The sequence below is a fragment of the Acidobacteriota bacterium genome (assembly GCA_012517875.1).
Classification (GTDB): Bacteria; Acidobacteriota; JAAYUB01; order JAAYUB01; family JAAYUB01; genus JAAYUB01.
In genome coordinates, this window is the sequence record JAAYUB010000050.1 from 1 (window position 1) to 13,528 (window position 13,528).

The 13,528-nt window shown below is 59.8% G+C and carries 12 protein-coding genes and 1 tRNA gene; 4 read left to right on the forward strand and 9 right to left on the reverse strand.

Features of this window, described 5'->3' with window-relative positions; all coding sequences use genetic code 11:
• A partial coding sequence (queA, locus tag GX414_05925) for a tRNA preQ1(34) S-adenosylmethionine ribosyltransferase-isomerase QueA (GenBank protein NLI46630.1) occupies positions 1-960 on the forward strand: 960 nt, incomplete at its 5' end.
• 23 nt (positions 961-983) lie between these two features.
• On the opposite strand, the gene GX414_05930 is transcribed toward queA, so the two are convergent.
• A complete protein-coding gene (locus GX414_05930) occupies positions 984-3,776 on the reverse strand; it encodes a hypothetical protein (GenBank protein NLI46631.1) in 2,793 nt (930 codons plus the stop codon).
• 267 nt (positions 3,777-4,043) lie between these two features.
• Here GX414_05930 and GX414_05935 point away from each other — a divergent pair, with 267 nt between their 5' ends.
• Positions 4,044-4,256 (forward strand): hypothetical protein, encoded by a 213-nt coding sequence (locus GX414_05935; GenBank protein ID NLI46632.1) that lies wholly within the window; start codon positions 4,044-4,046, stop codon positions 4,254-4,256.
• A 71-nt stretch (positions 4,257-4,327) separates the two neighbouring features.
• On the opposite strand, the gene GX414_05940 is transcribed toward GX414_05935, so the two are convergent.
• The 4 genes from GX414_05940 to GX414_05955 form a co-directional block, all read right to left on the reverse strand.
• The gene (locus GX414_05940) at positions 4,328-5,116 is read right to left on the reverse strand and encodes an aminotransferase class IV (GenBank protein ID NLI46633.1); all 789 of its coding nucleotides are present in this window, start codon (positions 5,114-5,116) and stop codon (positions 4,328-4,330) included.
• The gene (locus GX414_05945) at positions 5,104-6,366 is read right to left on the reverse strand and encodes an anthranilate synthase component I family protein (protein ID NLI46634.1); all 1,263 of its coding nucleotides are present in this window, start codon (positions 6,364-6,366) and stop codon (positions 5,104-5,106) included. The genes GX414_05940 and GX414_05945 overlap by 13 nt, the downstream gene beginning before the upstream one ends.
• Entirely contained in the window at positions 6,344-6,913 is a 570-nt protein-coding gene (locus GX414_05950) for an aminodeoxychorismate/anthranilate synthase component II (GenBank protein ID NLI46635.1), read from the reverse strand. Before GX414_05950 ends, GX414_05945 begins: the two co-directional genes overlap by 23 nt.
• A 236-nt stretch (positions 6,914-7,149) precedes the next feature.
• The gene (locus GX414_05955) at positions 7,150-8,151 is read right to left on the reverse strand and encodes a HEAT repeat domain-containing protein (protein NLI46636.1); all 1,002 of its coding nucleotides are present in this window, start codon (positions 8,149-8,151) and stop codon (positions 7,150-7,152) included.
• A gap of 691 nt (positions 8,152-8,842) precedes the next feature.
• On the opposite strand from GX414_05955, the gene GX414_05960 reads away from it, so the two are divergent.
• Positions 8,843-10,138: a hypothetical protein gene (locus tag GX414_05960; protein NLI46637.1), complete on the forward strand. Its 1,296-nt coding sequence runs from the start codon at positions 8,843-8,845 to the stop codon at positions 10,136-10,138.
• A gap of 242 nt (positions 10,139-10,380) precedes the next feature.
• On the opposite strand, the gene GX414_05965 is transcribed toward GX414_05960, so the two are convergent.
• From GX414_05965 to GX414_05975, 3 genes are read right to left on the reverse strand one after another with little or no spacing between them, the layout of a single operon-like run.
• Positions 10,381-11,292, reverse strand: a complete 912-nt coding sequence (locus GX414_05965; GenBank protein ID NLI46638.1) for a hypothetical protein — start codon at positions 11,290-11,292, stop codon at positions 10,381-10,383.
• Positions 11,293-11,310: 18 nt separating this feature from the next.
• The gene (locus GX414_05970; protein NLI46639.1) at positions 11,311-12,261 is read right to left on the reverse strand and encodes a HEAT repeat domain-containing protein; all 951 of its coding nucleotides are present in this window, start codon (positions 12,259-12,261) and stop codon (positions 11,311-11,313) included.
• Between the two features lie 9 nt (positions 12,262-12,270).
• Positions 12,271-12,693 (reverse strand): hypothetical protein, encoded by a 423-nt coding sequence (locus GX414_05975; protein NLI46640.1) that lies wholly within the window; start codon positions 12,691-12,693, stop codon positions 12,271-12,273.
• Between GX414_05975 and GX414_05980 the strand changes: the two genes are divergently transcribed.
• A complete protein-coding gene (locus GX414_05980; GenBank protein NLI46641.1) occupies positions 12,636-12,917 on the forward strand; it encodes a tyrosine-type recombinase/integrase in 282 nt (93 codons plus the stop codon). The genes GX414_05975 and GX414_05980 overlap by 58 nt on opposite strands.
• A 509-nt stretch (positions 12,918-13,426) precedes the next feature.
• Here the strand turns inward: GX414_05980 and GX414_05985 are convergent.
• A tRNA-Leu gene (locus GX414_05985) sits at positions 13,427-13,515 on the reverse strand.
• Between the last annotated feature and the right edge of the window lie 13 nt (positions 13,516-13,528).

The following is a 13,528-nucleotide window of genomic DNA, read 5'->3' on the forward strand; positions in this document are numbered from 1 at the left end:
ATGATGATCGTCGACCGGGCGGGGGCGAACGTCCGCCACGCGCAGGTGACCGACCTGCCCGACACGCTGCGGCCGGGCGACCTGCTGGTGCTCAACGACACCCGGGTCATTCCCGCCCGGCTGTTCGGTGTCAAGGCGGACGGCGGCGCCGCCGTGGAGCTCCTGCTGCTGCGCCGGCTTGACGACGGGACCTGGAAGGCGATGGTCCGCCCCGGCCGCCGGCTGCGGGACGGGGCGGAGATTCGCCTGCCGGCCGGTGCCCGGGCGCGCGTCGCCGGCGCCTTCGACGACGGCACCCGGGCCATCGCGCTGGACACACCGGTGCCGCTGGACGAATATCTGGACGCCTATGGCGCCACGCCGCTCCCGCCCTACATCCGTCGCACCGGCTCTCAGGACGAGGCCTTCCACCGCCTCCGCTACCAGACGGTCTTCGCGCGGGAGCCGGGTTCGGTGGCGGCGCCCACCGCCGGACTCCACTTCACGCCGGCGGTGCTGCATCGTTTGGCGCAGCTGGGAGTTGAGACCGTCACTCTGACGCTCCATGTGGGACTGGGCACCTTCAAGCCGGTCCAGGTTGAGGACATCACCCGGCACCAGATGGATCCGGAGGGCTACACGCTGACCCACGACGCGGCCGCCCGGATTCAGGCGGCGCGCGAGGCGGGGCGGCGGGTGGTGGCGGTGGGGACGACGGTGACGCGAACGCTGGAACATCTGGCCCGCAGCCGCGACGGCCGGATCGTCCCCGGCAGCGGCTGGACCAGCCTGTTCATCTATCCCGGTCACGAGTTCCGGGTCGTGGGCGCTTTGCTCACAAACTTCCACCTGCCGGGATCCACCCTGTTGATGTTGGTGGCGGCGTTCGCGGGGCGAGAGTTCATCCTCTCATGCTACCGCCAGGCGGTGGACGCCGGGTACCGCTTCTACAGCTACGGCGACTGCATGCTCATCGTCTGACCCGGGCGCGGCCCGTTCGCCGCTCAGGGGATCCCCACGTATGCGCTCATTCGCGTCCAGTCCTCGGTGATGAACAGCAAGTCGCCCACGATGGGTTGGGCGGATTCCACGAGCAACCAGGCGATGGACGCTGACCCGGGATCCGTCGGATCAATATAGCCCAAAAATTTTCCACGCGCGGGGATGGTGTTGGCGTAGTAGCCCAGGTACGAACCGTTCGACGAATAGTAATGGACCGTGAACGCGGTTTGGACGGCCGCCGTGTTGACGAAACCGAGCAGGTTGATGTCCCACGCGGTGCCGATCTTGACCACCGGAAAAACCAGATCGGTGGCGCCGGCATGCACCCCCGGCAGCCCGTCGAACAGGTAGTCCCGCGGATCGCCCGTGGCGCGCATGGACAATTCGAAGCCCAGCAGCGGCTGCGTGGCGCTCACCTTCATGTACGCGGCGTCGGGGTCGGCCTCCGCCAGGCCGCAGGCCACCCAGATCTCGCGGGTGATCTGCTGCAACGGCAGGATCGCCGCGGGCCAGTAGCGCTGGACCAGGCGGGTCCCCGAGAAATCAAACAGCTCGATGAGCACGTTGACCGGCTGGGTGGACAGGTTGGAGAAGGTGATCCCGGTGTAGAAATTCTCCGGATAAGGGACGCTGTTGTAATACACCGTGTAATTGGCGGTCGGAGACAGGCTGTCCCCCTCGGCGGGCGCCGACTTGGCGCTGTCGCCGAGATATACCGCCGGCATGCCGGCCAGCCCGAGGTCGATGAAGGATCCGAAGATTTCAAATCCCACCAGCGGCTGGCTGGACGTGACGGTGATGAACCGGATGAGCGACGGGGTGATCCCGTCGAAAATGCTCGCCAGGAGCCGGACGTACTTGGCGGAGACACCGATGTACTGGGTGTGCCGGGACAGGAAATTGCCGTTTTCGTCGTAGGCATCGAGCCACACCGTCGCCGGGGCGTCGCCCACGTTGATCAGGGTGATGCCGGTGTAGTAAATGTCGTTCTGGACGACGAACGGAAAGATCATCTCATCCGAGCCGGCGGCGAACATGGGCACGGTGACGTAGGACGTGCCGTCCCGGGTCCCGAATTCCAGGGTGCCCGCCAGTTCCGACTCATGGTTCATCCGCACCCAAAGGCCCTGAGCCAGTGCCTGCGAACTGAAGATTGTCGAAACATCGCAGGTGAACAATGCGTTGGGCGCCAGGTTCCGCAGGGTCCAGGTCTCCACCAGCGCTCCCGGCTCGTTGAACGCCAAGAAATCGACGTCGGTGGTGACCAGACCGGTGTTGACCACCGTCAGGCGGGTCCACCAGGTGGCGTCGCTGGCCACATGGCCGGCGATCAGGGATGCGTGCTCGGGCGGCGGCGGCTCGTCCGATGCGGTGAACGCCTTGATGCAGACGTTGGTGTTCGGATAACTGGTGGTGATGTCCGTCCAGGTGGTGCCCGTGGAGCTGGTGAAGCTCTCGCCGGGGTTGGCGGTGGCGGTGGTGGAATAGCCGGCGACCGGCATCTCCAATGCCAGCGGATAGTTGTAGCCGGGCGTGTTGACGCGAATCACCACCGAAAACTTCGTCCCGGCGGTCACCGCGACCGTTGACGGCAGGGGCAGGGTGTAATAGCCGGGGTTGGCCAGCGTCCCCTGCAGGTGGGCCGCCTGGGTACCGCTGGTGGGCGAGGCGCCGACGTTGGTGTAGACGTACGCGTCGTAGGTGGTTCCGGCGCTGAGGGCATAGAACGACACGGCCGCCAAATTCTCCGACGCATCGGCGGTGAAGATGTTGGCCGCCCAGGCGGTGGTGGAAAAGTAACCAAACATCTGGGTCAGGCCCAGCGGGTCATACTGGTAGCAGGCGGAGTAGTTGGTCACGGATTCGATGCCGGTGTACACGTTGAGGCTGGTGGCGACGTTGGCATCGTAGTAGGAAATGTAGAAGTACCCGTTGTCGCCGAACGCCGTGCCCCAGCTGTTGCGGATGAGGAAGGCCCCGTCTCCCGGCGGCACGGTTTTGAAGTTGTTCCGGTCGTAGGCGTCATTCCAGCCGATGATGGTCACGGCATGGTTCGGGTACGCCTTGCCTGAGAAATAGTATGCGTCGGTGGTGGTGTTGAAGGCGGCGTCGCTCCAGTACATGGCGGTGTACACGCCCCCGATGTCCATGACGGCCTGCTTGATGTTGGCGTTGTCGAGCGGACCACTCCGGTCGGGAATGATGACGGTTTCCTGGATGTGCTTTCGCGGCGCCAGGCCGGGCGGCGAGTAGTCCGAGTAGGGATTGTACGGGTCGTCGGCTTCGGCGACAGGACCGCTCCAGCGGGTGAGATACGCGAGCGCCATCCAGTGATTGCCACCTCCGGTGCAGCCGTCCGGATCGAAGCCGGCGGTGTTCTTGAAGTTGTTTTCCGAAATGTCCAGCGTCTCGCCGGGCAGCAGCGTGGTCTCGATTGAGGCGCTGGTGGCGAAAGCCCAGCACGTGCCGCATGGATTCTGGTTTCGGATCGGGGGGACCCGACCCAACGTCCGGAGGTCGTAGCTGGCCGGCGGCGCCGCCTTGGCGCGGTCCTGAAAAATTCTCTGCCCCGTCAGGTGCGACAGGTCGACGGGCGAGGGAATCAGGCCCAGCGGCCAGCCATCCCGGCTGGTCGTGAGCGGCCGGCCGGCTTGCTGATAGGCGATGAAATCGGCCGGCATGGGTGCGAGCCGGGGTGTTGCGGGCGTCTCCAGGTCGCTCGCTGACACCACGCTGCCGAGAAACACGGTGGCGATCACACAGGCCCACACGATGCGACTCCGATGTCTGGCCATGGGGCACCCCCTGCCGTTGAATCGGGAGTAGATTACAGCGGAATTGTATCAAAAGATGGCAGTGGCACGCAATCGGCGAGGCCGGGCCGGAGGGCGAGGGACGGAGGGCTCGATGAGGGGCGGAGGTGTATCGGTGTGCTTGTCAGGGGGCCGGCTGGAGAGTACAATGAGCGCATTGAATATAAACGACAGACTGGTCGATGATGCAGGTTCCGGCGGCTTCCGGGTGCCGCCGGGCATGTTCAACAGCCCATGGGAGGAGGATCCATGCCGAGGAAACTGGTGGAGATTCTGCTGGCCCTGGCGGGTGTGAGTTTTCTGCTGGCCGTCTTGATCCGCTTTAAAATCTTGTCCGTGGCCATGCTCAACATCGCCCCCCACACCTTCCTGAATGTCACCGAGATCCTGCTCGTCGCCGCAGTGGCTGTGGGTGTTTACGGGCTGCTGCCGGCGCCGGCGAAGGTCGAGAAGAAGGAGTAGGCTCGACCGCAGGCCGCTGCGCCACCCGATCCGGACGGTGGAAGCGGCCAACGCCCTCCCGGTCGGCGGTATCAGCGGGACGCCGAACGGCCGTGCCGGTCAATCTCGTCCTGCCAGCGGGCGGCTAATGTCCGGCGTGCGCTCCGGATGGCCGCGTGAGCTGGCAGGCGGCGTTCCACGCCCAGGATCCGGTGGACGGTTACGATCCCCAACAAGGCATTGCTCAGAAATACCGCATCCGCGGCGGCCAGATCGCGGGGGGTCAACACCGCTTCTCGAGCCCGCCCCCCCTCCAGCAGCAGGCGGCGGATGACGCCCGGTAGCGCACCGTCGGCTGCTCGCGGCGTCAGCGCCTCCCCGTGGCGCACCACGTACAGCGTCGTCCGGCTCCCGTCGCACAGCCGGCCGGACGTGTTCAGGACGACGGCCTCGTCGGCACCCGCTTGGCGGGCCGCCTGAATCAGGCGCATGTTCTCCAGGTAGGACATGGTCTTGTGCCGACTCAGCGGGCTGGCTGCGTGGCGGCGCCATTGGTCGAACACCAGCAGCGTGGCCGGGTTGCGCATCGACCGCGGCGGCCGGCCGAACCAGACCATCAACCGCCCGTCGGCGGCGACGAGTTTCAGCGCGCCGTCAGCGCCGGCGGGCACCGCGTGGCTGACGGCGAATCGCCGGACGGTGTCTGCGTCGGGCGGCGGCGGCAGATCCAGCGCGGCCAGTCCGTCGCGGAGACGCTCCAGGTGCAGCTTCAGCAACAGGGGCACGCCGGCCGCAACCCGGACGGTCTCGAAGAGCCCGTAGCCGTGCTGCAGCGCGGAGCACGGCAGGTCGACGGTGGTCTCGGTCGTCAGCTCAAGCATGCGACGATGGACCTCCCCTTGGCGACGGTCTCCAGATATTCGGCCGCCGGGTCGGAGTCCCACACCACGCCGCCACCGACGCCGAAGCGCAGCTCGCCGCCCGCTTCCCAGCAGGTCCGGATGGCGATGTTGAAGTCGCATTGCCCGAAATCGGCGCTGAGCCAGCCGATGGCGCCGGTGTAGACCTGGCGCGGCAGCGCCTCCAGCTCCCGGATGCGGATCATGGCGGCCAGCTTGGGGCAGCCGGTGATGGACCCGCCGGGGAACAGCGCGGCCAGCAGACCGCCCAGACCCAGACCCGGCACCGGCGCGCCCACCACGTCCGCCACCAGGTGGTGAACGTTGGCGAATGTCTCCAGGCGCGGATACGCCGCCACGGTGACCGACGGTGCGACACACACCCGGGACAGGTCGTTGCGGATCAGATCGGTGATCATGGCCAGCTCCGCCAGGTCCTTGGCGCTCCCCAGCAGCTCGCGGCGCCGCCGGCCGTCCTCGTTTCCGTCCGCTCCCCGGCCGATGGTCCCCTTGATGGGCTGGGCCAGCAGGCGCCCCTCGCGGAGCCGGACGAAGCGCTCGGGCGACGACGAGATCACCGTGAAACCGGCGTCGGCCAGAAAGGCGGAGAACGGCGCAGGGTTGGCGGCGAAGAGGCGGCGGGCGAACTCCAGCCGGGAGCCGGAAACGGCCCAGCGCTCCTGGCGGGTCAGATTCACCTGGTACACGTTGCCGCGGCCGATCTCGGACCGGATGGCGGCCACCTTGTCGCGGTAGGCGGCCGGGGTGTCGGTGTCGCTGATCTTGCGCGCCCGGAACGGGCCCGTGCCAAGGTCGATGAGATCTGGGGGGGCGGCATCCACGCTGTCCAGAGACCGATGGCCGGTGTACAGCCGCCGGCGCGCCTGGTCGTATAGCTCCATCTCGCGGTAGAGCACAAACCGGCAGTCCGGCAACGGAAGGGCGCCTGCCTGCGGCTCCGGCAGCAACCGCTCGAACCGGCGACCGCACTCGTAGGCGATGTAACCGAGCCAGTCGGGACCAATGGGTGGGGCATCCCCGCGCCGCGTCATTGTCACGGCCGGCAACTCGTGGCTGTGGGACACAAGCAGCGGGCCCCGCCCCAGGAGGATCCAATCGCCCGGACCGTAGAACAGGGCGCAGGGGCGCGCGTCCACGAGGCCGAAGAAATCGTCAACCGTCAGGACCGCCTCGTGCCGCACCCACTCTTCACATACGACCGCTGAGCACATGGGCCATCATCTCCCGTCCGTGTTCGGTGAGGAAGGACTCGGGGTGAAACTGGACGCCGGCCAGGGGCAGCGTCCGGTGCCGCACCGCCATGGGGACCCCGTCCGGACCCGTGGCGGCGACATCAAAGACCGGCGGCAGCTCCGTCACCTGCAGAGAGTGGTAGCGGGCCACCCGGACGGGGTTGGGAATACCGGCGAAGAGCCCCCGGCCGTCGTGCCGCACGGGCGACGTCTTGCCGTGGACCGGCTCCGCCGCCGCCGCCACCCGGCCGCCGAACGCCGTGACCATGACCTGCATGCCCAGGCAGATGCCGAACAGGGGCACCCGTCCGGCGAAGGTGCGTACCACTTCGGACGACAGGATGGCCTCCTCCGGGCTGCCGGGGCCGGGCGAGATGACGATGAGCTCGGGCGCCAGCGCCTCGACCTCCGCCAGTGTCAGCGTGTCGGCTCGACGCACGCTCACCGTCACAGGAAACGTTTCCAGCAGGTGCTTCACGTTGTAGGTGAACGAGTCGAAGTTGTCCAGGATCAGGATCCGCTGCATGCCGGGCCTCGGGGAGTCGCTGAATCCGATTATATGACGGACATCGGACATCGGACATCGGAAATCGGCCGATATGTCCAAACATGTAGGCCCGTTGTGTCGAGTTGAAATAACGGGACTATCGATTCAGCGTATCGGGTCTCTCGTGGACGGACAACCTGAAAAAGCCAGACACCCGTTCGATGGCCGCTTCGTCCCGATGGAACGGTGTGTCTTGATGGGACGCGCGACTGGCGCTACTCCGGCCGTTTCGAGTGGATGATCCGCAGCACTTCGGCGATTTGCTCCCGTGAATATCGTACCGGCCCAAAATCGACCACCTGGAACGAAATCTCCGATTCGATCCCGTAAATCCGAATCAATGCGATTAGAGCCAGATCGCAGATCCGATGGTAAAACACGCTCGGTCTGGGAGCGATATTGAGCGCATCCCGCTCGTCGTCCAATAACGGTATCAGAGTGTCCGTCCAAGCCTCTCGCTTCAAATACTCCAGGCACTTGATGGCGAAGACCCGGGGCAGGATCTCCGGGGTGAAGGCCATCAGGCGGAGCTGTTCCGTCGCCTCGGCATCGCCCAATTTGACCATGGCCATCCAGCAGGCCTGGACGATGGCAGGCGCATAGAAAACGTTGTGGGGCGGATGGGGTGACGTCTCTTTTAGGATCAGGGCGTGAGCGGCCTTGTCCCTCTGCTCCCGGAGCCGGGGGATCCAGGCGGGATCGCCCCAGTCGCCCACGATCTTGAAGGCGTCGTCGCAGCGGTCTTCCCAGCGGCACGCCTGCCGGTAGATGGCCTCGATGGATTCCGCCGTGCAGCGCTGAAACAACACGTCTCTGGGAAACAGGGTCAGACCGATGATCGCCGAGCGCCTGATGTCGCCCTCATCGTCTTGCAGCTTGAACAGAAGAAAAGGGATGGCGTCTGGATGCTTGGCATTAGTCAATGCTGAAGTAATACGACGTCGAACAAACGGGTCCGGATCATTGAGAAAGGGTTTGGCAAGAGCCGGATCACTTCGGATAATGCTGGTCAGATGCTGGAACAGGGTGAGATCCCCCGCTTTCAATCTATCCAAGGTGCGGGCCAATTCTGCTTCAGCGTCATTTTGAGGCGCGGAACCAAGCACCCCGACGCTGCAAAAAAAGACGAATAATAGACACACCCGCCAGGAGGGACTGAGTCGTTGCATGTGCAGTGCCTTTGACTGAAAAATCACGCCAATCTGTCGATGCAACAACTTAGACCCCTGAATTGTGTGTTCGGATCACAACCTTGGTGGTCGGTAGGCTAATCTGATCCCAGTGGATTGTACAGTGAATACTGCCGGAGAAAATGAACGGGCGTTTCTGACTGCTCAGAAACGCCCGTGGATATTGGTGCCGAAGGTGGGAGTCGAACCCACACGAACCTTGCGGTCCGCTGGATTTTGAGTCCAAAAAGCGATTCCTGAAAAACCCTTAACTTTCAGTGTATTATGTTTGTGATCAATAAGTTGTATGAGAAATCAGATGATATCAGATGCTCTGATTAGTTACGATTAGTGCTGCTTGATTACGATGTGATGCCGAAAATTTGGGGAAAAGCGTTTCGGTCACACTCGGTGAGATAGACCTGGATTGTCTAATCCAACTGATGTTCTAGCGAACTCACCTTCGAAGATTGTGTGACATTGGAGACTTGACATGATGACTTGGGCAACTCATAATTTTCCCACCGTGCTTTCGAGCAGAAATTCCGCAGCTCTCACTAAACTTCTTGGGAGAGTTTAGTGAAGCTCATAGATATCATTCTCTCATGTAGGGTTTGGGGGTTCTGTGTATGCCACTTTTTCATCTAGGGAGCGGTTCACAGAGCAAGTTTAAGATAATCGTGTAAATGGACTCGTTGAGGCTGTGCCAAATCAATTTCATTCTATAAGGAGGCTAACGATGAGGGGGCGAACGGTATGGCTGCTTATTGGCCTGCTACTGCTGTTTCCAACGACAATTTGTACGCAGGACACACAGGAGAGCACGCCGGAAGATCTGGTAAACGAGAAAGCAGAATTAGCCGGCACGGTAGAGAAGAGCAATCAAGTCGCTTACCACCTCTCTTCGGGGGTTGGAACGTCGGTCTCACCTCTTTGGGGTGTTTGCACATTGGGGGCCTACAATTATTTTAAGACAGATTCAGAGCTCAGGAACAGCCTGCCCTGGTATTACAGCCCATATCTTTTTGTTCCGGGTCTTGTAATCTTGATTCTCATCTTGCTGAAGGATGTTTTGTGTTCTGCCTTTCCAGCTGTTAAGAAGCCCATGGACGCTGCTGAATTGTTTGAGAACAAGGTCAGTGGACTCATTGCTGCACCTGGGGTTGTTGTGGGGTTGTGGGAGTGTTTTGCTGTTCCAGCCGGAGGAGCAATTGCGCAGGTATTGAATTTCATCGAACCTGTGGCGTATGCCAGCAGTGCGGCTGAGACTTCAACTATCTCGGGAACTTTTGTTCTCGTGGGTGGCGTTCTTGTCAGCGTTGTTGGTTTGATTGTTTATGCGGTGGTTTGGACGGCGAGCAATGCAATCAACGTACTGATGTTGATCAATCCGATTCCGTTTGGGGATTGGGTTTTGAAGGGTTTTAAGTCCCTGATCATTGGATTGTTACTGGCTTGCACTTTGATTCACCCGGTGCTGGGTTTGATCGTTGCGTTGAGTTACGTGCTCGTTGCGTTTCTGGTCGTGGGTTGGGCATTCCGCTTGATGATTTTTGGAACCATCAATGCTTCCGATATCCTTCTCTTGAGATGGCGGCGCAATGTGGGGCAAGCGGCGTCGTCTGAAATCAAGGCGTTCAGTTGGAGAGATCTGAAAAAGTTCGTGAGGATACCGTCTCGTACATATGGGAGAATCCTACGGGCCTCGGATGGTAGTCTAGTGTTCTCCTATCGACCGTGGCTTATCTTTCCAAAGCGTTCCATGGTTCTTCTAGCTCGGGATCAGCGGATCGATATCGGAAAGGGATTAATTACCCCCTCGATTCTATACCCCTATATAAATAAAAAAGGGCGGGAGACCTATTTTAAAATTTTCTCCCTGCCGGTGCGATACCGGACTCATGAGGAGGCAATCGCCCCGATCATCGGCGTCACGAGTATTCAGTATATCGGTATAAGAAAAGGATTCCGAAATTCGATTCAGTGGGTGAGAGAGAGAATCCGTGAATTATTCGGTCGAGAAGTTATTGAATAAGAGGATTTTTCAGAACACTTTTTATGATAGGGGCTAGCGGAAGAAGCAATTATCGAAAAAGATAAGTCGATTCGGATAGTAACGTCAATAATCTTTCGCACATTTCATGGGGTACCCTCCAATCCAGCGACACAGGGCGAGTCGCTACGTTCATCGCCCTGTGCCGCCAACAGCTACCATCAGATTATGAGTTCTCTGCAATGTAATCTCTGGGAACGGAAAACAAGCAGTAAGATCTAGGGTCACTCCTTTCTGTCCTCTGGGGGAGCCACCGTCGATTCGGTCTGGATCCCGAATTTGCGGATGTTGGTGTACTCGGCCTGCCCGCTGATATCGGGTGCCAGGGCGCCGCTGCGGCTGCCGGGGAAGGTGTAGCGTTCGGTCATGTGCGCCGGCACCGCAATGCCCGAGGCGCCCGGTTCCTTGAATGTGACCACGATTTCAGCCCGGGGCTCGCCGGATCCCAATCCCTGAACCGCCAGGCGGGTCCGGCGGACGACCCCCGTCCGGGGATCGACCCACACCGAGCCCTTGCTGAACACGTCCTGCCCCCGGTTCGAGATCATGGTGGGACGCCCGGTCTCGGTGAAATCCAGCTTGACGGTGACCTGCCCCTCGATCTTGTCCTTGCCGTCCAGCTTGAATTCAAACCGGGCGATATGTTCCTTTTTGAGGAACGACAGTACGAGGGTGGGCACGTTGATGTTGCGGCGGGCCGGCCCGATGTTATACCGGGCGCTTTCGGCGGTGACGGCGTCCAGTTCCGCCGGGGCGGTGAGGAACAGCCGCTGCAGCCGGTCCCCTCGCTCCCGGATGTCCTTCCCGTCCACCTCGTACACGTCCCGGAAGAGGGCCCACTGCTGCGCCGACTCCACCCACACCAGGAGCACGTCGGCCCGGAGCACCCGGATCTGCAAAACTGGTTGCATCCGGTTGTCCGTGCCTTTCAGTCGCTGGGTGTACTTTTCCTCCAGGACGCAGTTCCCGAATTCGCCGTAGAACGTGTCGGTGTACGCCTGGATCCGTTGCAGCAGATCCCCGAGATCGGGGGCCGGTTCCGGGGATGCCGCCGGAGTGTACGATTGGAGCAGGCCCCAGACGGCGACGCATCCGATCAGGAGGCGGGCGGTTAAGATAAATCGAAGTGTCTTCATGGGTGTACTCCCCATGTGTCAATCAGACTGTTTCGATCGGATGATCCGCAGGACTTCGGCGATTTGCTCCCGTGAATATCGTACCGGTCCAAAATCGACCACCTGGAACGAAATCTCTGATTCGATCCCGTAAATCCGGATCATTGCTATGAGAGCCAGATCGCAGATCCGATGGTAAAACACGCCTGGTCTGGGAGCGATATTGAGCGCATCCCGCTCGTCGTCCAATAACGGTATCAGAGTGTCCGTCCAAGCCTCTCGCTTCAAATACTCCAGGCACTTGATGGCGAAGACCCGGGGCAGGATCTCTGGGGTGAAGGCCATCAGGCGGAGCTGGTCCGTCGCCTCGGCGTCGCCCAATTTGACCATGGCCATCCAGCAGGCCTGGACGATGGCAGGCGCATAGAAAACATTGTGGGGCGGATGGGGTGACGTCTCTTTTAGGATCAGGGCGTGAGCGGCCTTGTCTTTCTGCTCCCGGAGCCGGGGGATCCAGGCGGCATCGCCCCAGTCGCCCACGATCTTGAAGGCGTCGTCGCACCGGTCTTCCCAGCGGCACGCATGCCGGTAGATGGCCTCGATGGATTCCGCCGTGCAGCGCTTAAACAATACGTCTCTAGGAAACAGGGTCAGACCGATGATCGCTGAGCGCCTGGTGTTGCCCTCATCGTCTTGCAGCTTGAGCAGAAGAAGAGGGATGGCGTCTGGCTGCTTGGAATTTGCTAATGCAGTCGTAATCCAAAACCGAATCTTGGGATCAGGATCGTTGAGATACGGCTTGGTTATCACCAAATTGCTTCTCACGATTTTATAAAGCAATTCAGTTTGATATACATCCCCTGCCTTTTTCTTAGCAAGTATGCGGGCTAGTTCTTCTTCATCGTTTATTTGAGGTATGGATCCAAACACTTGGAGGTTAAAAAACAAGAAACCAATTAAACAGAATCTATAGAACCCTATATCGCACATGGGAATCTCCTATGGCTGAGGGATAAGACAAATTTGACTATGCAACAATTTATACCCTGTAGCGCTGGAGAATGCGTACATTAATTCATCCTTTCTAGATGGATCTTCATAATCAGAAGGTTCTATTGCAAACATATGGCCAAACTCATGAGCCAGAGTCCAATCCGGATGATCTCCACAAGCGTCTTCTAACATGATGCTAACATAATTGCAAACGCCCCCAGCATCTGGCGAAGATGGATTCTCGTCTCTTTGATACTCCCACACAAAAAACACATTAGAATGATAAATATCGGCAAAAGCTGTTACATCACTCCATTCTGTTTCCCAAGTGACAGTATTGCCGAGATCTTTGGGAATTACCGGAAAACGAACTGAATCAAGTCGGCCTGGAATTTCGAGGGGCTTTTCGGTCGGCACTTCGAGAGGCAAAAATCCAGAATTTCCATTGGCATGACTTGAGACACACCTTTGCCTCGTATCTGGTGATGGAGGGGGCTTCTCTGCTTGCGGTGTCGACCTTGCTCGGTCATCGGGATTTATCGATGACCAAACGGTACACACATCTGTCGCCCGAGTATCTGAAGAATGGTGTGGAGCTCATCTCGGATCGTATTTCGGGGAAAAAGGCTGTAAGCGTGGTGGTAGCTTCATGAAGCGGTTCGGGAATAAATGAAAGAATCGCTGCATTACAGGGCTAGCCGGTGTCCTTTAACTCCATAGAGCATGCGGTTTCACCAAACTTGAACTGGTTCAGAATTTCGATATTTTAATGATCTATTCGTTTTGAAAGATCAGTAAGCGCTCTCGCATTCCTTCTATAACGAAGCTGGACAATTGGCAGGCTGCGTGGACGCCACGTCGTCTATGGAGATCCACGATCACTACAGCGCTATCCGGACCCATCTCCTCAATCAGATTCTCTAGTCTATCGATCACACAAACTATTAGTTTCCCCTTCCTGCGGAGTTGATGAAAGGGGAAGCAGGGGCGGTCGGGGTCTCCTGCGGGTATTCAAGATGTGATCCGGGAGACGCTATTCGGAAGTCAGAATCCCCTTTGTCCTGCTGAGGAATCATATGGGAGAATGGGGAAAATTTGGGGAAAAACAAAAAGTGGAAAGATGATCGGGCGTTCCCGAAATCTCGGAAACGCCCGATTTTATTGGTGCCGAAGGTGGGAATCGAACCCACACGAACCTTGCGGTCCGCTGGATTTTGAGTCCAGTGCGTCTGCCAGTTCCGCCACTTCGGCGAGCTCGTTGTCA

Excerpts from the sequence above, each read along its gene's own strand:
- GX414_05935 (NLI46632.1), top strand. The coding sequence starts at position 4,044 with ATGCCGAGGAAACTGGTGGAGATTCTGCTGGCCCTGGCGGGTGTGAGT.
- GX414_05950 (NLI46635.1), bottom strand. The coding sequence starts at position 6,913 with ATGCAGCGGATCCTGATCCTGGACAACTTCGACTCGTTCACCTACAAC.
- GX414_05965 (NLI46638.1), bottom strand. The coding sequence starts at position 11,292 with ATGAAGACACTTCGATTTATCTTAACCGCCCGCCTCCTGATCGGATGC.
- GX414_05960 (NLI46637.1), top strand. The coding sequence starts at position 8,843 with ATGAGGGGGCGAACGGTATGGCTGCTTATTGGCCTGCTACTGCTGTTT.
- GX414_05945 (NLI46634.1), bottom strand. The coding sequence starts at position 6,366 with ATGTGCTCAGCGGTCGTATGTGAAGAGTGGGTGCGGCACGAGGCGGTC.
- GX414_05940 (NLI46633.1), bottom strand. The coding sequence starts at position 5,116 with ATGCTTGAGCTGACGACCGAGACCACCGTCGACCTGCCGTGCTCCGCG.
- GX414_05930 (NLI46631.1), bottom strand. The coding sequence starts at position 3,776 with ATGGCCAGACATCGGAGTCGCATCGTGTGGGCCTGTGTGATCGCCACC.
- GX414_05970 (NLI46639.1), bottom strand. The coding sequence starts at position 12,261 with ATGTGCGATATAGGGTTCTATAGATTCTGTTTAATTGGTTTCTTGTTT.